This is a genomic window from Candidatus Neomarinimicrobiota bacterium, from assembly GCA_018647265.1.
Classification (GTDB): Bacteria; Fidelibacterota; Marinisomatia; order Marinisomatales; family TCS55; genus TCS55.
The window spans coordinates 1-22,116 of record JABGTK010000005.1 but is presented as its reverse complement, the minus strand read 5'-3'; the positions used below and the strand labels follow the sequence as shown (position 1 = coordinate 22,116).

The window sequence follows — 22,116 nt, the reverse complement described above, 5'->3', positions numbered from 1 at the left end:
TAGCTTTCTCAGGATCCACATGCGCGCTAAAACTTTCTTATCTAGAAGGAGTTCCTCTTTTCTAGTCCCGGATCGGACCAAATCAAAGGAGGGATAAATACGCCGGTCACTAAGTCTGCGGTCTAAGACCAATTCCATATTACCCGTTCCTTTAAATTCTTCAAAAATTACTTCATCCATGCGACTGCCTGTATCCACCAGTGCCGTGGCAATAATAGTTAAACTACCACTTTCTTCTGTATTTCTGGCGGCACCGAAAAACTGTTTGGGTTTTTTGAGTGCATTGGCATCAACACCTCCAGACAAAATTTTTCCACTATGGGGAATTACCGCATTATGAGCACGCCCTAAGCGCGTGATACTGTCTAATAAAATGACAACATCATCACCGAATTCAACCATTCGACGTGCTTTATGAATTACCATCTCGGCAACAGCAACATGGCGTTCCGGCGGTTCATCAAACGTAGAACTAATTACTTCCGCATTTACATTCCGCTTCATATCCGTCACCTCTTCCGGACGTTCATCTATGAGCAAAATAATCAATTTTACCTCAGGATGATTTTTAGATATGGCGTTAGCAATCTTCTGTAACAAAACAGTCTTCCCCGTTTTAGGCTGGGCGACAATAAGACCGCGCTGCCCTTTACCAATTGGGGAGATCAAATCCATGACACGGGTAGATAAATCTTTTGGATTAACTTCTAAATTAAACTTTTCTTCCGGGTAAAGTGGCGTGAGGTTATCAAACAGAATCGCCCGTTTCATTTCACTTGGATCCTGTCCGTTAACTTTATCCACTTTTAAAAGTGCGTAAAACCGTTCTTTTGATTTTGGTGGGCGAATCTGCCCCGTCACTTCATGGCCTGTTCGCAGGCCAAAACGTTTTATTTGCGATGGACTCACATAAATATCATCCGGACCAGGTAGATAATTAAAATCTGGACTCCTTAAAAACCCATACCCTTCTTTAAGAACTTCAAGGACACCTTCGGCAATAACACCGCCTTCCTTGCCATTTTGGTTTTCAAGTATTTTGACAATCAACTCCTGCTTGTTCATTCCTGAATAACTTTCAATATTCAGTTTCGCGGCGAGATCTGCCAATTCTTTAATTTTTAGTTTTTGTAATTCATTAACATTCATATAAAAATAACCTTAGTCAAATTATTTAAAAAAATTTGTAATTGAGATCTTTTGGGGAATTGCCTTGAAGGGCTATAAAAAAAGCGCTATGCGCAAAGCAACTGGTGGGATATTACACTATTTCAAAATAAAAACCCAAATTTATTGAATACTTCTTTCGCAATGTAATGGCTACCAAGAATTAATGTTGGTCGGCCTGTTTTATGGGATAACTCGACAATCCTGTCCAAAGCATCACAAAATGAATCAATTACATCAAAATCAGCTAACCCATAGTTTAATAGTTTTTCTGACAGTTTTTGTGCGGACATAAGGCCCAATTCCGGTGCGCCGCTTATAAACAATTTTTCAAATTGATTTGCCAAGGCCGGTATGACCAAATCGATTTCTTTATCCCCTTTCATTACAAATAAACCAATGGGTTTTTGGGTAAATACACTCCCAATAGTTTCAAAAATGGAGATCAGCCCGTGAGCATTATGAGCTACATCATAATAAATGGGATAATTCTTACTCATTCGTTGTAGGCGCCCGGGCCATTTGGTTTGCATTAAACCAGTATCAATTATTTCTTTCCCTATTTCTGGTATAAATCCTTGAGTTGCTTCAATCCCTATTGATGCATTAAGTGATTGGTGGTGGCCAATCAGTGGAATTTTGTATGGATTCTCTCCGTATTCAAATTCTGTTTCACATTCCGAAAGTTGAAAGTAGGAGGGGAACCCTACCTCCATAACTGGGCTATTGGATTTTCTTGCCATATTTAATAGTTCACCTCTAACATGCCTTGGCTGGGGCGCCATAATCAAAGGAATATCATTTTTGATAATACCACCTTTTTCTTTGGCAATCGATATAATATCATTTCCAAGAATTTCCCGATGATCCAGTGAAATTGGTGTAATCACCGTCATGCTAGGCTGTAAAACATTGGTGGAATCGAGGCGGCCGCCTAAACCAGTCTCAATTACAGCAACATCCACCGTTTTATTCGCAAAATGCTGAAATGCCATAGCAGTGGTTGTTTCAAAAAATGTGGATTCGATTTCATCAATATCTTTTCGGTAAGATTCAATAAAGCGAACTATCTCTGTATCATCAATGGGTTCGCCATTCACGCGAATACGTTCATTAAATCGAATTAAGTGGGGCGATGTATAAAGGCCCACTTTTAACCCGGCCGCTTCCAAAATAGATGAAATAACTGCGCAGGTTGAGCCCTTACCATTCGTTCCAGCAACATGGATAGATTTAAAATCATTTTGGGGATTCCCGCAACGCTTTAACAATTCAAATGTGTGATCCAGTCCGACTTTAATCCCGAGGCGCTGGAGGTTATATAAATAATTTAAAAGTGAATCAAATTCAGCCAATATGTACGGATGAAACATGGTCTATTTCTCTTCCCAAAAATTGGTGGGCAACACGCTTAAACCTAACCGGGAGATCCGTAACATAATTTTCTAATAATCCTACTGACGAATCATTATCTAATAAACCCAAATCATTAAGCCATTGGACAGCATATCTTGCCGTTGTTTCAGCTGAATCCACAATTTGGATATTATCCCCTACAACTTTTTCTAATACGGGAATTAACAATGGGTAGTGGGTACAACCCAAGATCAATGTGTCAATACCTTCAGCCACCAATTCATCTAAATAAGTTTCGGCGATTTTTGTCGGCACACCTCCTTTCAGCCATCCTTCTTCCACAAGAGGGACAAAAAGAGGGCATGCTTTGGCGGTAGTGCCTATAGATGCATCCAACTTTTGGATAGCTTTTTCATAAGCTTCAGATCGTATAGTTGCCAAAGTGCCAATAATTCCAATATTTTTAGATTTTGTAACCGCTCGGGCTGCCTCAGCCCCTGGTTCAATCACGCCTAAAATGGGAATATCAAATGTTTGTTTTAAATGGGAAAGCGCCAAGGCCGAAGCAGTATTGCAAGCGACAATAACCATTTTAGCCTTTTTCCCAATTAGGAATTTTGTTATTTCTTCACTGTATTCCTTAATAAGGGTTTGGCTTTTATTCCCGTAAGGTACACGAGCCGTATCACCGAAATAAATAATTGATTCATTTGGAAGTTTTTGCTGCAATGCTTTAACAACCGTCAAACCACCTAAACCAGAATCAAAAACGGCGATGGGCCCAGGGGACATGCTTTAGCTTTCTGCGAGATATTGTTCGCGAGAGTAACGAAATTTTACAATTGCCTTATAAATCGAATTGGCAATTTTTTGGCGATATTTGGGATTTCGTAGATTTTTTTCTTCATTGGCATTTGTTAAAAACCCTGCTTCAATCAAAACGTTGGGCATGCTGGCGCCAATTAATACATGAAAGCCTGCCTGCTTCACACCTCTGTTCTTAGATTTAATTTTTTTTTCCATTTCTTCCTGAATCATGGCTGCCAATTCTTCACTTTCTTTCATAAAGATACTTTGGGCCATTGTGGCCATAATTAAACTTTCGCCCGACAAATCCTTATATTTACTATTGGAGCGGTCCTCCAGTTTAATCGCCTCATTCTCTCTAGACGCCACCTCAATAGCGTCTTCTGTTTTTCCGGGGCGTAACAAGTACGTTTCAAAACCATATGCTGTTTTATTTGGGTTTGCATTCAAATGAACGCTAACAAATACTTTCCCATTGGATTCGTTTGCCATTTTGGTTCGTTTCCACAGTGGAATAAAAACATCCTCTTCGCGGGTATAAATCACTTTCAATTTCGTATTTTTTTCTAAAAGTAAGCCTACACGTTTGACTATATCCAACGCAATATCTTTTTCTTTCGTTCCCTTTCTTCCCGTCGTTCCTGGATCCTTTCCCCCATGTCCCGCATCTAAAACAACTGTATCCAATTTCCAGCGGTCTTTCACCCTTTTGATCCGAGCTGCACTGTTATTCATTGGTGTCCGCAGGGAAATAACAATTTCCCCCGGATTATTACTTTGGTACAGTTCATGGCTTTGGACTTTCGCTCGCATCTGAAATGCCAACTGTGCCGTTTCCCCAAGTTGGTCAGCAGCAATACTGCGTACGACGCCTCGGGTATCACTTCTGCGGATTTCAGTGGTATCAGCAAGACCGCCTACAATTGTTAAATAGAACCATCCATTTTCGTGAAAAAATGAACTGATATTGCCCTCCGGGAACTTATTGCGAGTTTGAATCCGCAAAATAGTACCATTGGCCTTTTGAGAAATTTTTACACCAGTAATAGTGAATTCCTTCATATCGATATCTAAAACCATCCTGCGCGGATCATAATTAATACCCGGGAGGGTAGTTCGTTTTACAATATCAAAGAATGCTTCGGCCGGTAGAAAAATATCATTCTGTGTCCTGATGGCATGCATAGGCATTTGATACACTTGTTCATCTACGAGGACGTAACTGCTATTACCGGAAATTTTAATTCGATGGTTACCAAGATAAAGGACCATTTTACCCCGAGCCTCATTCACAAAGGGATCCCGCTTTGCCAAAATACGGGAAAGGCCTTTGGTCGAAACATACGTTCCCCGGAGTCGATCGAGAGTTTCAATATCATCCATGGTATTATTCACACGGTTCACTACTCGGATTGAACTAGACATACCAATGGATAAGATTGCGGTTAATACGAAAAAAACGTGAATTGTGCGGCGAATCATAGGGTGGAAATTATCGTAGCTTTAGCCCAGAATCAATAAGCGGTCAAAGTGTTACCTGAATAAATATTCCACCGGAAATTTCCACTGATGAATTAAATGAAAGGCTGGCATAAGTCATGCTAGTTTTGAATCCCAATTTGGAACCATTTGATAAAGGGTAAATAACTTTCACTCCTTGACTATGACTTGAGCGGGCCATTAAACGTGTCAACATTTCTCCAGGAAGATTTACGTCCCAAAAATACAGCCTAGAATTAAATGAACCCACATTCGCCACCATCCAGTCCAATTCAACTTTATAGGATTGGCGAAATAAATTAACACGAAGGTCCAGTCCATGGCTTCGGTTGGTTTCAATTTCTCCGGCGCTTACAAATTGATATTTTACATCCGTGCGCCAGAATTTTGTGCTAAATCGATGCTCCAATTTGAAACTGGTTCTCTCTGAATATGTTGAAGAAATTAATGGCGCATAAACGATTTCATATTGGGAATCCTTTTTTTCCGTTTTGTATTGAAAAACAATGCGGTTGCGATTCAATTTTGTTTCGCTTCGAAGTCCAAACTCATATCCGTTAATTTTTCTAGTGTGGTGATAAAATGTATCGGAATAAATCATGATTTTTATTTTATCAACTCGAAATATTGCACCTTGGAATAACCCTCTTTCTGATACTTCAGCCCCTGCCCACTCTACCATGGGATTCCCCATGACGCCTAAAGAATGGGCATAAATATTCCTGATTTGGAGTAAATATTTAAAGGGTCGAATTCTGTAATTCATTCCCAGAACCATTGATGGATTACTGCGCCCGATAGCTATTTCTCCCCCAACATTAATTTTTTCCCACTCGTATGAAGCGAAAATCGATTGGGATTTTTGTGTAACTACAGCACCTCCTAAAAAGGAATTCTTTTCAAGTTGCCAAGCACCGCGGGAGAGACCTTTTTTAGTAGAAGCTTTTGTTCCCCCCTGTCCATGTGAAAAATAAAAAGCGCCAATTGGTGTGGTTTGCTCAAGTGCAACCCCTCGTGTTCTATTTAACCCTGTAGAAGATCTATAACTGTTTAAACCATTACTATAAAGCGCGGCGCCCTTATTTACGGTACTCCAACCTTTTCTCGGAGCGAATGGTTTCCCTGCATTAAGACCAAACCCAAAGGCCATTTGATGATCCCCAATAATCCATTGCCCATTTTTTCCCTTTCGAACAATGTAGAAACTGGGCTGACCTAATATATTTCTTGTTCCTTTTTTTCGCACTGATAAAGTTCCCAATTCTTGCGTAGGTGTATTCATTCTAGCTCTCCACCTATAGCGATTTCCATCTGTTCTTGATGTATGTTGTTGCAATAATATTTTGTGGGGTATTCCTTTATTTTTCTGAAGCGTATTAAGTATAAATCTCAATAGCGGCGAAATGACATTTAATTTAATTAATCCCCTGAAATCGGTGTGGATTAAGGATGCTTTAATAAGGGTATAGTCTTCTTCATTTAAAAAAGTGAGTGTTAAAATGTCCTGAAGAGCCTCTTTGTTAACACCGGATGTCCTTGAAAGAATATCATCCAAAAGAATTAATTCATCCTCGTGAATGGTATCCTCTTCATCCCGGGAAATCAATCCCGCGATATCTAAATTTTCTTGGGCCGAAATGAAAGGGCTATCTACCCAAAGGAATATGAAAACCCATCCAGTGAGACGGCCCCAGGTTTGGATGGTTTGCCATTGCATAATTTAATTTAATCCGATAAAAATTGAGGCCGATCGCCCCGGTAACTTGACCGGTTCCTGAAACAAAACCAGTGTGGATTAATAACCATTCTATTGGTTGAAATTTAAAACCTGCTTTTAATTGCCCCTCATAGGTAGTATCCTGTTCCCATTCAATTTGAGCTGATATTTTTTTTGTTGCAGTAAAAGAAAGCGCAGTTATAATTAGTTGAGGCAATGGCTCTTTTACATCTCCAATTACAGGATTATTCAGGTTGTGCAAAATTGTGCCCCAATGAACCCGATCATTGAGTTGCACCTGCCAAGCAAGTGAAACACCTACGGTATTCGTAGAACCATAATCGGGAATAGAAAGTGAATAAACATTAACCGCGATTCCAGCTTTTAATCGTTTTTTCAAACGTTTACCATATATTAAGGACATTGTGGATTCGCTATATTGCTTCATTCCAAAAGATTGGATTCCTAATCCAAAATGTCCCCAACGAGTGGGAATGCTTCCGGCAAAGCTATTATGGGTTAGGGGTTTTAAGTTAAACCGCCGCCCGGTTTGTCCCGCAAGTTGAAAACGATCTTCTTGCCCAAAAGATGCTGGATCCATAATCGTCCCCAATATATTATTGGAAAAATTGATATAACTGAAACCAAGTCCTACATTCAGGGGGGAAAGAAAAGTATGTTCGAATGCGGCCGGCAGGTAGCCTGTCGCGAATAAAAGCAGAATATGCATTTTATTTCTAAACATCAAAGCGCTATAAAACAAAAAAAGCGTCCCAACAATGTTGGGACGCTTTTTCAACTTACTGTTTAACGCTTACTTTTTGTACCAAAATACAATGAGCATCAAAGCAAGTAGGCCTGCAAACCCGGCATCGCCGAATTTGCTCATTAAGCTACCTATACCTGCAATAACACCGAAGTAATCGTCAAAGAGAATTCCAACTACGATGCCGAGAACCACCAAGCCTTTTAAAAGACTGGTGATATCACCGATAAACGCAGTTACGGATTCAAAGGCCTTATTCATTTGTTATCTCCTAAGATTATTATAGTACATCAAAGCCCTAAAAGGACCCCGATAGTCTACTGATTAACCTGCGAAAGAAACAAATATTAACAAGGCTAGCAGTCCGGCAAATCCTCCGTCTAGGAATGATTCTACCAGATCTACAATTCCGCCGATTGGGTCAAACCCAGTCGAGTAAATGATGTTTACAAATACAAACATCACGATTAGTGCTTTAATTAAGCCAACTACGGAATTGGCAATGCCTTGTACGGTTGAAGTGAAATCAGCCATTAGGTTCCTCCTTGGTTCGGATTAATTGAACAAAAAAGGGGACAGGTATCCCCCGTCCCCAATTGGTTCAATTCTTTCGCGTTTTTAAGTATGTGGTTATGTGTTCCACAGTCATTTTTATCGCAGTGAATTTAACCACAAAATTGAAATAATCAACAATTTTTGAATAAATTGAAATTTCTTACCTTTTCTCCTCGGCAATACGCTTTAAAGTGGGTAAGATTCCCCTCTAATATCTTAAATAAAATTTCGGAGAATTCATGTCAGGGTTAATAATTTCACATATTTTCGGGCGAGAAGTGCTCGATTCAAGGGGAAATCCAACTGTAGAAGTAGACGTACAATTACAAGACGGTACTCTGGGAAGAGCTATTGTTCCTTCCGGCGCATCAACGGGCGAACACGAAGCAGTAGAATTAAGAGATAACGATCAAAATCGTTTTTTGGGCAAGGGCGTACAGACCGCTGTAAATAATGTTAATACAACGATTGCCGAAAAACTGGTAGGAATGGATGCAACCAATCAGACAGAAATCGATCAAGCTATGATTGATTTAGATGGCACTACAAATAAAAGTCGCTTAGGCGCGAATGCAATTTTAGGTGTCTCAATGGCAACGGCCAGAGCAGCGGCGCAAGCCAAAGGTGTTCCCCTTTATACTTCGCTCGGGGGAAACAATGCAACTACACTGCCCATCCCTATGATGAATATTCTAAATGGGGGCAGCCATGCAGACAACAATGTAGATATCCAGGAATTCATGGTTTTCCCTATCGGGGCAGATTCTTTTTCTGCTGCACTTCAGATGGGCGTTGAAACATTTCATCATTTGAAATCAGTACTTAAGAAAAAAGGGCTAAACACTGCTGTTGGCGACGAGGGCGGCTTTGCTCCTAATTTGCGATCCAATGCGGAGGCGGTAGAAGTTATCCTGGAAGCAATAGAAAAAACACCTTATACTTTAGGTAAAGAAATATTTCTGGCATTAGATGTGGCTGCCAGTGAAATTTACCGAGATGGATTATATAATCTCGAATCGGAAAACAAACAATATTCCTCAGAAGAAATGGTGAATTACTTAAAGTTACTCTCGGATCAATATCCCATTATTTCTATCGAAGATGGCTTAGATGAGAATGACTGGAAGGGGTGGCAATTGTTAACTAAGGAGATTGGAGATAATGTGCAAATTGTGGGCGATGACCTGACGGTAACAAATATTACACGCCTCCAGCGGGCCATTGATGAAAATGCCATGAATGCGATTTTAATTAAATTGAATCAGATTGGATCAGTGACCGAAACTATCCAGGCAATTGAGCTCGCCAAATCAAAAAATTATGGCGCCGTCATTTCCCACCGTTCAGGCGAAACAGAAGATGTGACCATCGCAGATTTTTCAGTGGCAATGGGTATGGGCCAAATCAAAACTGGTTCCGCCTCTAGAACAGACCGAATTGCCAAATACAATCAATTACTCCGCATTGAAGAATTACTTGGATCTAAAGCTAAATTCCCCGGAATGGAGGTATTAGGTCATTCATGAGTCCAAAGAGCAAATCAAATCGAATTAAAAGGAACCGTTCATCAGGGACGTCATCTGTTGATGTGCAAAAACGGGTGATTCGTGCAATTCTTCTTATAGGGGCAGTAGCCCTCCTAATCATTTTCTTTTTTGGGGACCATGGCCTTTACCAACTCTACAACTTGAAAAAAGAACGAGCTGAGACACAGGAAAAGATTAATGCGCTAAGAGAAGAAAGAATCACATTAGAGGGTGAAAAAACAAAGCTCCAGACTGATTATAAATACATTGAGGAATTAGCCAGGGAAAAATACCGCATGGCAAAAAAAGGTGAAAAAGTTTTTAAGGTAATAGAGAAAAAGAGAGAGAACTAATCTTTTTCTCTATCTTTTCCTAAATGACGGCTGTGAATAAATAATTCATCTTTTTCATCTTCGGTAAGACCGTCATATCCGAACTTATTGATCTTATCCAAAAGTCGATCAACAGTTTGCTGCATATTCATTTTTCGCATCTCTTTTTGCTCATCCTTTTTATGCCTCAATTCCGCAAATTTTGAATTTATCATCAGGCGTATTTTTGGCCATTCCCAAGGTGATTTCAGGTAAATATAACCAATCACCATCCCGGATAAATGGGTCAAATGACTGATATTAGAACCAGACCTACCCATAGATGACACAAAAGCCATGGCGCCTAAAAAGATTACAAAATATTTAACTTTGACGGGGAACAAAAAATAGATCAGAATTTTACGATTGGGAAACATGAGGCCATAGGCTAAAAGTATCCCGTAGATTGCCCCGCTTGCCCCTATCAATACAGTATATGGATTCCCAATATTAAATAGCAGCCAAACAAGTCCAGAGCCAATGCCAGTGGTAAAATAATACTTTAACAATCCCCGGCGACCCCAAATAGATTCCAGTTCTGATCCAAACATCCAGAGAACGAACATATTCATAAAAATGTGAAAGAAATCGCCATGGATAAACATGTATGTCACGGGCTGCCAAATCATGGGCCAAACTGAACTTGCTGAAAGACCAAAAATCTGCGCCAATGCAAACTGGCTTTGTGTTACTAAACGGAGGAAAAACACAACAGTATTTATGGCAATTAATATTTTAATCGCTTCAGTAAAATACTGGGGCTTAAAGGAAAGATTGCCCTGTTCAGATTGAAATTGGTAACGCATATCTATTTAATGAATTTCGAGAATTTATACTTATCCACTGTCAAATCCGTTCCCAATTTATTAATTTACAATTTTTGCCGCACGGAACAATTGATCAGCAGCTTGAAGAATTTTCAACTTTAGCCGAGGTGAATAATCCGGGTAATCTTCTAAAAATTTGGTTACAATTTTAACCGCTGAATCTGATTGATGGCCCGACAATATAGCGCTCACCCACCGTGCTGGGAAAAAGATATCTCCCGTCCGTTGTATTTCTTCTAATAATTCTAGGCCGGGACGAATGTATTTTTCAGATGACCCCGCTCGGAGCGGATGATTCAGATAACCTACGGCTTGCTGGACCCATGGTTCCCGGGCCCTGTTTTCTTCTATTTTCAGTGTTTCAAAAAATGCATCTCTTATGGTTTCATCGCTGGATAGTGCCGGTATAACAAACTCAAAGCGAGCTTTTCGATCAGGGTTTTTGATTAGGTCTAACTGGGCAACTAATATTTCCTGCGAATCAAGCTTTTCTCTCAAAGCTAACTCAGTCGCCATACTTATATAGTCCCTTTCTGAAAATTTTAATCCCGGAATAGAATCCGTTTTTGACCAAATCTTTTTCAGCCATGAATAGCCCTCCTCTGAAAGAGTGATAGATCGAAGTGTCTTGAAAAAAGAGGACTTTAAGGACACTGTTTCAGCTTGGTCCAAATGCTGTTTCACAATTGGTTCCAGATATGGCGCCATTTGGATTCTCTCCAGTGCTGATAAATAATTCCAATATACACTGCGAATTCTTCCCAAAATTCGTTGAATGTTTAGGATATCCGTCTCTGTTTCCAGCGCATTTACAGCAAGGCGAATTATATCTTTTGGCGCTGTATGCCCATAAAGCATATCATCCCAAAGGTTAAGCCAGGCAATTCCCCTTATCATAGGATCGTTCAGCTTTGGAATCTTTGCCAACAAATATTTCCTGCTTGCCTCATCCATTCGGAAATAACCATATCCAATGCCCTCACCATTAGGTAGAATATAATCCGGCTTTGGAAGTCCCTTTGCCTCAACCATATTTACAGATTGATTTGTTAGATAAATAGGAATCACTTTATCCCCATCAGGATACCCCAAACGGACCTTCAAGTGCTGCCGCCATACCCGTTTTTTCTTTTTGGGATCCGATTGTTTTAATCCCAATTTTTCGATAGTACCATTTTTTGAAATCTTTAAATCAAAATCAATTGTGGGGCGATCCGGTTCTTCTACCCAAACTTTACTCCATTGAATGAGATTCTCATCCGATAAATTATCCATGATTTCAATCAGATCCGACCATGTGGCATTTTTATAACTGAATTTTTGGAGGTAGGCCTGCATACCCTTTTGGAAAATCTTTTCTCCCACCAACAATTCAAGGTGTTTCATAACCACCGGCGCCTTGGCATAAATAATTGATCCATATAAAGTGCCGGCCATGTTAAGATTTTCTAGTGGTTGCCGGATTTGGTTTGCCCCAGAGCTTCTGTCAACACTATAGGCAGAGGAATAATTGCTCAAAAACCGAAGATCATGGTTAATCTCTGGAAAGGCCGGGTTTACAATTTTTCCGCCCATAAAACCAGCAAACACCTCTTTCGTCCACACATCATTAAACCAGTTCATCGTAACCAAATCCCCAAACCACATATGGGCGGTTTCATGGGCGATGAGACCGGCTCGCCCAAGATATTGACTTTTTGTAGCTGACTCCTCTAAAAACAAGCTGGCGTCCTTATAAAAGATAGCGCCGGGATGCTCCATCCCTCCATACTGGAATGACGGTATTAGAGCGAAGTCAAACTTCTGAAATGGGTATTCAATCCCAGAATATTCCTCTAGCCAAGTGATCGCATCAGCGTGAAGGTCAAAAATTTCATCTTTGTTTCGCGCTACTTTTAACGAATCCGTCTCTCGATGAAGCATGGTCATTTCACGTCCATTTCGTTCGGCGGTGATTCTTTCAAACTTTCCCGCTGTAAAAGCCAGGATATATGTACTGACCGGCCGTGTTTCTCCAAATTGAAATGTTCGCCCGTTTTTATTTTCAGTCTCTTTGACCAAAGGCCCATTGGCAATTGCCGTCCAATATTTGGGTATATTAAGTGTTAGAGAATAACGGCCTTTTAAATTTGGTTGATCAAAACAGGGGATGGCAGTTGCGGCGCGGTCCGGAACAAAAAGGGTATAAAGAAATTCATCATTGCGGTTGAGTGACATGTCACCCGCCCGAAATTCGATTTCGACGTGGTTTTCCCCAACTGAAAAAAGGTCACCCTTTAAAATAATATGTTGATCCTTGACGATATATTCAACAGCCTTACCCCTCATACTTATTTTACTGATATAACCTGCCGGTTGACGGAAATCCAGAACCACATCGTTTCCTGCTGTGGAGAGATTAAAGCGAATCGTTTCCGAACCCATGATTGGCTCTTCCACTTTTTCAGGAATAGAAAGGGTGATTTCATAACGTACATCCGAAATTGTTTTGGATCGGTGTTCTGCTAATTGCCAAGACACACCGAGAGAAGCATCAACTTTGGACTTGTCACACCCATTCAGGATTACAGAAAAAACTATTATTGAGATAATGTGTTTCATGTTTTTATTCCATTTTTGATAGGCGGAACTTTCGAACCCAATTCATTGGATTGATGGGTGGTGTTAATTGACTGTACGGTGCTTCCTGAACTTTGAGCTGCGGCCGTTTATACAAATGAATATTTAAATCCTGTCTCTTCTGGGCATTTACCATTTCCCAAGTTGTACTAATGAAAAAATCCCGCGGAAGGATACCACTCACTTTGTTAAATCCATATTTTCGAAGTCCATCCCGAATTATAGTAGTACAATTGCGGTTAAAAAAACTGAAATCCCGGTACTTTTCTGGATTCTCAGGATAGACTGGAGTCTCATGAATTAATTTTAGTTCATTGTGATAAATTCCGGCAAGACGTTCTGTATCTAATCCCTCTACCCGAATGACATGGATGGACCGCATGAAATTCCGTCCAAATTTGTCAAAATAGGCTGTGCCGTCTTCCATGATTTCAAAATCACCTGTCCGGGGGGATGGTGCAAATTCTCCCAATGCCGGACGATACATAAATTCTGATTCATCCATCGATTCATTTTCATTAATCAAATGGGAGAAATTGAAAAATTCACCATTCACATTTATTGCATTATGGCCAAATGTTGAGGCAGGATATTTTACCAATCGTTCATTAAAATATATTTCAATATAGGGAACTTCCGACTTTGGTACATCGGGCCAAATAATAATAATCGCCTCTCTTAACTCATAATCTTTTTGGGGCAATGCCCTCGCGCAAATGGATTGGTTTTCCCAATGTTTCAAATAACCATCCCAAATTCGTGCGTCTTCTAATATCCGCTCTCCTGAGCTTGTCTCTAAATATGAATTATTATTTTTGCATCTTAATATTCCTCGATAAACCATCAGGAAACCATTTCGCGCAAGATTTGAAGTGATTTCAAATTCTGTACGTTATCAAAATGGACACCTAAACATGTATTCAAATAACTGCTAATCGCTTGTCTGTCTTGGGTTGTGATTTTTAGCCCTTTATGCATACCAGACTGGCCTTTTTGAAAATGTTCAAAAACAGTTTTTGAATTGGGCCCTGCAAAGGGATTTGGTAATGGTACAAAATCAAGTTCAGCCTGTTCAAAGTCGGGCTTAAATCCCAACAGTTTCAAAAGCTGATATTGGTAAAACCAATAGGCTAGGTTTAACTGTGTATTTTCATTCTCGACTGTTTTTAATGCTGATTCCAATTCGTCATAAAGATCTGGATGGGAATCGCGTTCGGTAAGACACTTATCGGTCAACTCAATCATAGCCATGGCATAAGAAATTTTTTTAAGATCAGCTGGAATGGCAGACCATGGATGGGAAAAGGCCGCCTTGGAGATGGTCTGAAGATCACGGCTTTCCTTAAAATAAAAAATCAAATCTAAACAATTAACTGGTTGAAAATAGGCCCCCATAGGCGACTTTTTCCTGTAAGCGCCATGAACCATAAAACTAACCTTACCCAAATTTCGTACGAAACAGCGGGCGACAATACTGGTTTCGCTATAAGCAAACCGCTTTAGAACAATGGCGGTTGAATTGGTTATCATTTCTATACAAGTTTACTGAACCTTAATGGTTTAGTAAACTTTAAATACGCTTAATAGGCCTTAGCAAAAATGACTTCGTGTTTGGCTGGCTTCCCAGAATATATACAGTTTAGATTTTTTGGGTTTTCATCAAAAGGGATTACGCGGATGGTGGCCTTGGTTTCATCCTTAATGGCCATTTCAGATTCAACCGTTCCATCCCAACCACAGCGAACGAAACCATCATTATTCCCAATAATTTTTTTGAATGCATCATAGGATGAAACAGTATGGGTATTTTCTGCCCGAAATGATTTGGCGGATTCAAACATGGCTGTTTGTATTTCATCCAGTAGATTAGGCACGAGACCTGCGAGTTCACCTTTTTGAATAAATTGTTTTTCACCATTATCTCGCCGGACCAAAACTGCCTTACCATTTTCAACATCTTTTGGACCAACTTCTAGACGCAAAGGTACACCCTTCAATTCCCATTCGTTAAACTTAAATCCGGGACTTCCTTTTCGCCAATCCTCATGAACACGAACACCAGCATCACGAAGGTCAGATAAAATAGGACCAAGATAATCCTGAACAGCTTGCTTGGATTCATCATCTCTAAAAATGGGTACTACAACAACTTGATAAGGGGCAATTTTCGGCGGAAGCTTCAGACCCTTATCATCCCCGTGGGTCATCACAACTGCGCCAACAAGGCGTGTGCTTACGCCCCAGCTAGTGGCATAAACCAATTCTTCTTTATTGTCTTGGGTTTGGAATTTGACATCAAAAGCCTTGGCAAAATTTTGTCCTAAATTATGGGATGTCCCTGCTTGGAGGGCCCGTTTATCTCCCATCATAGCTTCAATGCAATAGGTTCGTTCCGCACCGGCAAATTTTTCTGATTCCGATTTCAGGCCCGTATGAACGGGCATGGCCAAATAATCCTCAGCCAACTGGCGGTATAATTCTAAAATGAGCAGTGTTTCTTTTTCCGCTTCATCTGCGGTAGCATGGGCAGTGTGGCCTTCTTGCCAGAGGAATTCTGTAGTGCGTAGAAAAAGTCGTGTCCGCATTTCCCAGCGAACCACATTCGCCCATTGGTTAATGAGTAAAGGTAAATCACGATAGGACTGAATCCACTTTTTATACATAGCCCAGATTATCGTTTCCGAAGTGGGACGAACAATTACTTCTTCTTCCAGTTTAGATTCGGGATCAACAATTATTCCATGTTCAGCATCGGCCTTAAGGCGAGTGTGAGTGACAACTGCACATTCTTTGGCAAACCCTTCTACATGTTCCGCTTCTTTACCAAAAAATGACTTTGGGATAAATAGAGGGAAATAAGCATTCACATGGCCAGTATCCTTAATCATCTTATCGAAGGTTTCTTTAATATTCTCCCATAGGGAAAAACCGTAGGGTCGTACTACCATGGTCCCTTTTACAGGACCGTAATCGGCCAAACTTGCTTTAGTAACCACTTCTGTGTACCAAGCTGAATAATCTTTACTTTGCGGTATTACACCTTTTGACATATTTCTTTCTCGATAATTAAGGACAGAAATTACCGGGTTCATCATGGCCTTACAATGGAATTTGTTAAATGAATTCATTGAGGAGAATGGTTAGGGGCATTACCTTTCCCTTTATGATTTCACCCAATGAGATTCCATTGAGATTGCAAAAAATTGTTTTCTATTCTTTTTTTCTATTCTTTCTTTATGGTTGTGAAAAAAACATGGCCAATCTTATCATCCAAAATGGTACCATTTATACCGTAGATGAATTCAACCCAATAGTTGAAGCGGTTGCTATAAAAAATGGTAAGATAATTGCTGTTGGTAAAGAATCCCAAATTCGTTCATTTATAGATAATAATACCAAAGTCCTCAACTTAAAAGGCGCCACAATGATCCCGGGGCTAATTGAAGGACATGGCCATTTTATGGGATTGGGCTATGCCAAGATGCGCTTGGATTTAAACAATGTTGCTAATTATGATGAATTAGTGAATATGGTAGCCGGTGCAGTGAAAAGGGCAGAACCGGGTGAATGGATTTTAGGTCGTGGATGGCATCAAAGCAAGTGGGCGCCGGATCCGGAAACACTTGTGAAGGGGTTCCAGACCCATGACAAACTCAGCGCAGTTTCGCCGGATAATCCAGTCTGGCTCACCCACGCCAGTGGACACGCCGGATTTGGGAATGCCAAAGCGATGGAAATTGCTGGTGTTACAACAGAGACTGAATTTGGTTTTGGGGGAGAAATCATAAAGGATCTCCGGGGAAATCCCACTGGAATTTTTAATGAGCGGGCGCAGGGAGTGGTCAGCAGTCATGTTGAATATGAAGAGGAAGGTAGTAGCGCCCTCGCATTGGATCTTGCCGTCAAAAGTTCTCTCGAAAATGGAATTACTTCATTCCAGGATGCCGGTTCCGGAAAAGCTGCCATTGAAGCATACCGAGAAGGGCTTAATCGTGATGCACTAAGGGTGCGACTCTATGTGATGCTAACAAGCCGAGATCCAAATCTCTTAAAAGAATGGTATAAAAAAGGACCTGAAATTGGTACAGGGAATGGCCATCTCACCATCCGATCTATTAAGCTAAATGCCGATGGTGCTCTCGGTTCTAGAGGCGCTTGGCTTTTAGAAGACTATACAGATCGCCCTGGACATACCGGCATGGCGACCCAATCCATGGAATATGTATACGAGGTAGCCACAGACGGTTTGGTCAACGGTTTCCAAGTAAACGCTCATGCCATTGGCGACCGCGCAAACAGAGAAGTTTTGGACCAATTTCAAAAAGCATTCGAAGAAAATTCTGTGAAGGCCTATGACCACCGATGGCGAATTGAACACGCCCAACATATTAATCCTGCAGATATTCCACGTTTTGGTAAATTGGGTGTAATTGCTTCCATGCAAGGAATTCACCTTTCCTCAGATCGATCTTGGGCCATTATCCGCCTTGGGAAAAAACGTATTATTGAGGGAGCCTACGTCTGGCGAAACCTCATGGATACGGGAGCTATTATCATAAATGGTACCGATGTTCCCGTGGAGCCGATTGACCCAATTGCATCTTTTTATGCTAGTGTATCACGAAGAACACTTAAGGGGAAACCAAAGGGTGGGTTTGAACCAAGCCAAAAAATGACCCGATTAGAAGCGCTAAAAAGCTATACTATCAATGCTGCCTATGGCGCTTTTGAAGAAGATATCAAAGGATCCATTGAGGTAGGAAAATATGCTGATTTTACGGTCCTATCTCAGAATATTATCACCATCCCCGAGGATAAAATTTTAGACACCAAAGTTCTTTACACAATTGTAAATGGTGAAATTTTGTACAAAAGCGAATGATTAGCCAAAGCCAAAATAAGTTAATTCGCTCCCTTCATCAAAAAAAGTTTCGGGAGCAGCATGGCCTTTTTATCATTGAAGGAGTCCGATCTATAAAAGATGCCCTTACTAAAAAAGCACATTTTAAAATAAGTGTTTCAACAGAATCTTTTTCCCAAAATAATCCTGACATAATAAAGGCAGTCAATCCAGAAATCATTTCCGAAGAAGATATAAAACGCTTATCCCCTTCTATCTCTCCTTCCGGCATTCTGGCGGTATGTAAAATTCCCCAATTTGATAATCCCGATTTGAATCAAAATTTTATTTATTTGGACCATATTTCTGATCCGGGAAATATGGGCACTATATTAAGAACTGCTGTTTGGTTTGGAATTGATCAAATGGTTCTTTCTGATGGATGCGTTGATCCTTTTAATCCTAAGGTAGTTCGTAGTTCTATGGGAGCGCACTTTCAACTCTCGTGGATAGGGCACTTAGAGATTCACACATTAAATAATTATACTATCATTGGCGCAGACCATCGGGGAGCAGCCATTGAACCTTTAGGCTCTTTTCCAGAAAAATGGTGCTTGGTTATGGGTAATGAGGCCCATGGAATAAGTGAAAATATAAAATCGGTTCTGGACGAAACAATGGCAATTCCAAAGATTGGGACTGGCGAATCCCTCAATGTGGGTGTTGCAATGGGCATTCTTCTCAACCATTTAACAAAATAACCGATTGTTTCTCTGTGTTGATAGATTGCCGTAAATTCTATACTTATGAAATTGAAAGATTCAGACCCTCATGAACCAGACCCTTTCAGTACGGTTTGCGTTCGGGATCGTTTTTCTATCGGTCCTTTCGGCACTAATTATCGGATCGATATTTGGCGCACTGGATCCGTCTATCCTTTCTGGCGCTAAGCCCGGCATCCAAACTTATTTCGCTATGTTCATCGGTCAAGGCTTTTTGGTTGTTCCGGTGATGGTTTTTTTGCTGCGAAAAAAATATCCAATCGCCAAATCTTTGCGGTTGAATGCTGTATCCAACAAAACACTGGTTTCAACCGTTTTACTTTCATTGGGAGCCGTGATTCTCTCAGATGAAATAAACTTATTGGTTGATATGGTTATTCCTATGCCCGATTCATTCCTCCAAGTTGAAGCCATGCTAACACCGGATAACCCTCTATCTTTGGCGCTGCTCATTTTTACAATTGTCATTCTCGCTCCGGTTGGAGAAGAAATTCTTTTCCGAGGATTCCTGCAAAAATATCTAGAAAGCGCTTGGGGTGACATTACCCGGGCAATTCTTTTCTCAAGCCTCTTTTTTGCCGTGATTCACTTTAATCCCTATTGGATGATTCAAATTTATTTTTTGGGTGTCCTTCTTGGCTTTTTAGCTTGGAAGACAAATTCTGTTATACCGTGTATCATTTTTCATGTGATAATTAATGGTACATCTTTATTTTTCACATCTATGGGAGATTCATTTGAATCCCTCATTCTGTGGCATGGACATATAAATCCTATAATACTGATAATCGGTGGAACCCTTTTTTGGCTCGGGTTTAAACAATTAAAAATGGGGCAGGAGAATTAAAATGAAAAAAGAAATGTTTGGCTCCGAAATTACTCTCATGCGAGATACTTTTCGGCGACTTCTCCGGCGACATGCCAAAACCAATATTATTAAACTGATTGAAAGAACTCACCCGGCTGATATGGCCCTCATCTTTCGTTATTTCAATGATGGAGAGCAAGATACAATATTTGGTTATATGACTCCTACCGAAGAGACGGTTGAATTCTTAGGAGAATTAGATGAATCAATTGTTGTCCGTTTATTAGAGCAGGATGAGCCTTCTCGAATTGCATCCATCCTAGAAGAAGCAAGCTCTAATGAGCAGGCTTACCTCATGGGATTGGTGGAAGAGGAATACTCTACCGCTGTAATTGATTTACTCCAGGCGGAAGAGCAAGAAGAGCTTGAAGAAATGATGGCTTACCCGGAAGACAGCGCCGGAATTCTCATGTATACCGATATTTTTACGCTTCATGAAGAAACAAAAGCCCGGGACGCAATTGTTGCCCTTCAAGATCAAGAAGACGCAGAAATGGTCTTTTATCTCTATGCCCTTGATGATGATGGCCGTTTAAATGGCGTAGTCTCTCTACGGGATTTGGTGACAACACCGGGAGATGCAATGCTTAAAGATATTATGTCCCGAAAGGTTCATGCAGTCCGGCCTGAAACAGACCAAGAAGAAGTAGCCCGAATTGTATCTCAATATAATTTTCTCGCCGTCCCGGTTGTGGATGATGATGAACAATTATTAGGGATCGTTACGGTTGATGAAGTTGTGGATATCATCCGAGAAGAAGCCACAGAAGATTTTTTACAAATGGTTGGTGCCGGGAAAGACCGAGAGATTCTATTAAAATCTTCATGGGAAAATGCCCGTATGCGTCTTCCTTGGCTTTTTGCCAGTTGGGTCGGCGGTATCGGCGCAGCATTCATTATTGGCATTTTTAATAATATTCTTGAAAGTACAATTGCCTTAGCTGCATTTATCCCCGTCATTATGGGGATGGGTGGAAATATCGGAACCCAGTCATCCACAATTATTGTTCGTGGTTTAGCAACAGGACGTGTGGGATTTGAAAATTCAACAAAAATTTTATTTAAAGAAATCCGCGTTGGGTTAATCCTTGGTATTCTATATGGAATACTTTTGGGTCTTTTTGCCATATTTCGTTTCCTAGATGCATCTCCCATGTTAGGCGTGGTCGTAGGTCTCAGTATTTGTTTTTCAATGATTATTGCTGCAACTATCGGTTCAATGGTTCCCCTTATACTGAACCGGTTCGACATTGACCCTGCCATTGCCACTGGTCCTTTTGTAACCACAGCTATTGATATTCTTGGCGTTACACTTTACTTTTTGATCGCCGGTTCATTGCTCGTAATTACCTGAGTTTATCTGTCATGGGCAGGATTTCTCTCTTTTTCCTTTTATCTAACTATGCATTGGCGCAGATGTATTCTGCCAATGTGTATGGATTCCCTGTGGCAAAAGCAGAATATAAACTCCGGGCAGATTCCGTTTCATTGACATTTGAAACTGTGGGTATTCTTGATATGATTTGGCCCACAATAAATTCCTATTCCACCCATTTTGACTCGACCCATTTCGGACTCAAATCATTCCATAAAAAAATCAAACAGGATGACATTAAGCAGTCTACTTTAATGAAACTTGAAAATAGTTTATTGAAATATGGAAAAGAATCTCAAAATAGAAATGATTCCACTCAAACTATGTTCACCATGTTTGTTCGCATCGCTAGGCAATCTCAAGAAACTATTGACACAAAGTGGTTCAATCTGGATCATGAGGGAAAGCAAATGCGGGGCCGATTCTTATGGGCGGGAACTGAAACAGTTAAAATTGGGAATACAAATATATTGTGTGATAATTTTCGTATGGATATTGAAAATATTGATGAGACTGATGGTTTTTTAGAAACAACAGATCGTTTAATGAAATACATCTCTGACCCTAATAAGGTTCGTCAAATCTGGGTGGAACGAAATGGAAATCGTCGTATAATCCGGGTAACTATGACGGCTTACGGATTCCCTTACGATATTCTAATTGACCATGAGTAAACAACCTTTTTTCAAAACATATGGCCGACAAATCCTTATTTGGACCGGTATTGTCCTTGTCATTGCTATTGCACTAAAATTCGGAATTGATAAAAAATTTGTTGTTTTTGGTACACTGGTTATTGGTGTTTTCACCCAGGCCTTTGCAGGGCTAGCAGCTATAATCGCAATGGTTCCACTGGTTGGACCTTTTATAATTAAGATTTTTGCAATCCCCTTTTTTTGGATATTGAATGCACTCGGTTATTTTGTGGGGGCGGTAGCAATAAAAAAAGGCTACCGCAGGGAATTCACCAAATCCAGAGTTCTTACCTTGGCTTTATTGATCGGAATAATTATTGGCTATATCATCGGTCATTTGGTTCC

At 40.4% G+C, this 22,116-nt stretch carries 21 protein-coding genes; 8 read left to right on the top strand and 13 right to left on the bottom strand.

What is annotated here, in order from left to right:
- The 8 genes from rho to HN459_00725 all read right to left on the bottom strand — a co-directional run.
- Positions 1-1,149 (bottom strand): transcription termination factor Rho (rho, locus tag HN459_00760; protein ID MBT3477973.1); only part of this gene is annotated, 1,149 nt, incomplete at its 3' end.
- Between the two features lie 122 nt (positions 1,150-1,271).
- A complete protein-coding gene (locus HN459_00755) occupies positions 1,272-2,540 on the bottom strand; it encodes a bifunctional folylpolyglutamate synthase/dihydrofolate synthase (GenBank protein MBT3477972.1) in 1,269 nt (422 codons plus the stop codon).
- Entirely contained in the window at positions 2,515-3,315 is an 801-nt protein-coding gene (locus HN459_00750; protein ID MBT3477971.1) for a glutamate racemase, read from the bottom strand. Before HN459_00750 ends, HN459_00755 begins: the two co-directional genes overlap by 26 nt.
- A 3-nt stretch (positions 3,316-3,318) precedes the next feature.
- Positions 3,319-4,812: an N-acetylmuramoyl-L-alanine amidase gene (locus tag HN459_00745; protein MBT3477970.1), complete on the bottom strand. Its 1,494-nt coding sequence runs from the start codon at positions 4,810-4,812 to the stop codon at positions 3,319-3,321.
- 43 nt (positions 4,813-4,855) lie between these two features.
- Complete coding sequence (locus tag HN459_00740) at positions 4,856-6,547, bottom strand: hypothetical protein (GenBank protein ID MBT3477969.1); 1,692 nt, start codon at positions 6,545-6,547, stop codon at positions 4,856-4,858.
- A complete protein-coding gene (locus HN459_00735; protein MBT3477968.1) occupies positions 6,477-7,292 on the bottom strand; it encodes a hypothetical protein in 816 nt (271 codons plus the stop codon). Before HN459_00735 ends, HN459_00740 begins: the two co-directional genes overlap by 71 nt.
- A 69-nt stretch (positions 7,293-7,361) precedes the next feature.
- The gene (locus HN459_00730) at positions 7,362-7,574 is read right to left on the bottom strand and encodes a hypothetical protein (GenBank protein ID MBT3477967.1); all 213 of its coding nucleotides are present in this window, start codon (positions 7,572-7,574) and stop codon (positions 7,362-7,364) included.
- A gap of 63 nt (positions 7,575-7,637) precedes the next feature.
- On the bottom strand, positions 7,638-7,847 hold the full coding sequence (locus tag HN459_00725; GenBank protein ID MBT3477966.1) for a hypothetical protein: 210 nt from the start codon (positions 7,845-7,847) through the stop codon (positions 7,638-7,640).
- 260 nt (positions 7,848-8,107) lie between these two features.
- Here HN459_00725 and eno point away from each other — a divergent pair, with 260 nt between their 5' ends.
- Positions 8,108-9,394, top strand: coding sequence for a phosphopyruvate hydratase (gene eno, locus HN459_00720; protein MBT3477965.1), 1,287 nt, complete (start codon positions 8,108-8,110; stop codon positions 9,392-9,394).
- A complete protein-coding gene (locus HN459_00715) occupies positions 9,391-9,747 on the top strand; it encodes a septum formation initiator family protein (GenBank protein MBT3477964.1) in 357 nt (118 codons plus the stop codon). Before eno ends, HN459_00715 begins: the two co-directional genes overlap by 4 nt.
- Here HN459_00715 and HN459_00710 read toward each other — a convergent pair.
- The 5 genes from HN459_00710 to HN459_00690 are packed head-to-tail and all read right to left on the bottom strand — an operon-like array spanning position 9,744 to position 16,261.
- The gene (locus tag HN459_00710; protein ID MBT3477963.1) at positions 9,744-10,571 is read right to left on the bottom strand and encodes a rhomboid family intramembrane serine protease; all 828 of its coding nucleotides are present in this window, start codon (positions 10,569-10,571) and stop codon (positions 9,744-9,746) included. The genes HN459_00715 and HN459_00710 overlap by 4 nt on opposite strands.
- Positions 10,572-10,631: 60 nt before the next feature.
- Positions 10,632-13,193, bottom strand: coding sequence for a hypothetical protein (locus HN459_00705; GenBank protein MBT3477962.1), 2,562 nt, complete (start codon positions 13,191-13,193; stop codon positions 10,632-10,634).
- 4 nt (positions 13,194-13,197) lie between these two features.
- Positions 13,198-14,055, bottom strand: a complete 858-nt coding sequence (locus HN459_00700) for a hypothetical protein (GenBank protein MBT3477961.1) — start codon at positions 14,053-14,055, stop codon at positions 13,198-13,200.
- Positions 14,055-14,741, bottom strand: a complete 687-nt coding sequence (gene recO, locus HN459_00695; GenBank protein MBT3477960.1) for a DNA repair protein RecO — start codon at positions 14,739-14,741, stop codon at positions 14,055-14,057. Before recO ends, HN459_00700 begins: the two co-directional genes overlap by 1 nt.
- 50 nt (positions 14,742-14,791) lie before the next feature.
- On the bottom strand, positions 14,792-16,261 hold the full coding sequence (locus HN459_00690) for a proline--tRNA ligase (GenBank protein MBT3477959.1): 1,470 nt from the start codon (positions 16,259-16,261) through the stop codon (positions 14,792-14,794).
- A 113-nt stretch (positions 16,262-16,374) separates the two neighbouring features.
- Between HN459_00690 and HN459_00685 the strand changes: the two genes are divergently transcribed.
- From HN459_00685 to HN459_00660, 6 genes are all read left to right on the top strand, one after another.
- Positions 16,375-18,093: an amidohydrolase gene (locus HN459_00685; GenBank protein MBT3477958.1), complete on the top strand. Its 1,719-nt coding sequence runs from the start codon at positions 16,375-16,377 to the stop codon at positions 18,091-18,093.
- A complete protein-coding gene (locus tag HN459_00680) occupies positions 18,090-18,812 on the top strand; it encodes an RNA methyltransferase (GenBank protein ID MBT3477957.1) in 723 nt (240 codons plus the stop codon). Before HN459_00685 ends, HN459_00680 begins: the two co-directional genes overlap by 4 nt.
- A 70-nt stretch (positions 18,813-18,882) precedes the next feature.
- Positions 18,883-19,680: a CPBP family intramembrane metalloprotease gene (locus tag HN459_00675; protein MBT3477956.1), complete on the top strand. Its 798-nt coding sequence runs from the start codon at positions 18,883-18,885 to the stop codon at positions 19,678-19,680.
- A 1-nt stretch (position 19,681) separates the two neighbouring features.
- Positions 19,682-21,055 (top strand): magnesium transporter, encoded by a 1,374-nt coding sequence (gene mgtE, locus HN459_00670; GenBank protein MBT3477955.1) that lies wholly within the window; start codon positions 19,682-19,684, stop codon positions 21,053-21,055.
- Positions 21,056-21,066: 11 nt separating this feature from the next.
- Positions 21,067-21,750 carry a DUF3108 domain-containing protein gene (locus HN459_00665; GenBank protein ID MBT3477954.1) on the top strand — a complete coding sequence of 228 codons (684 nt, stop codon included), beginning with the start codon at positions 21,067-21,069 and terminating at the stop codon, positions 21,748-21,750.
- Positions 21,743-22,116: hypothetical protein (locus HN459_00660; GenBank protein ID MBT3477953.1), on the top strand; the 374-nt coding region annotated here is incomplete at its 3' end. The genes HN459_00665 and HN459_00660, both read left to right, overlap by 8 nt.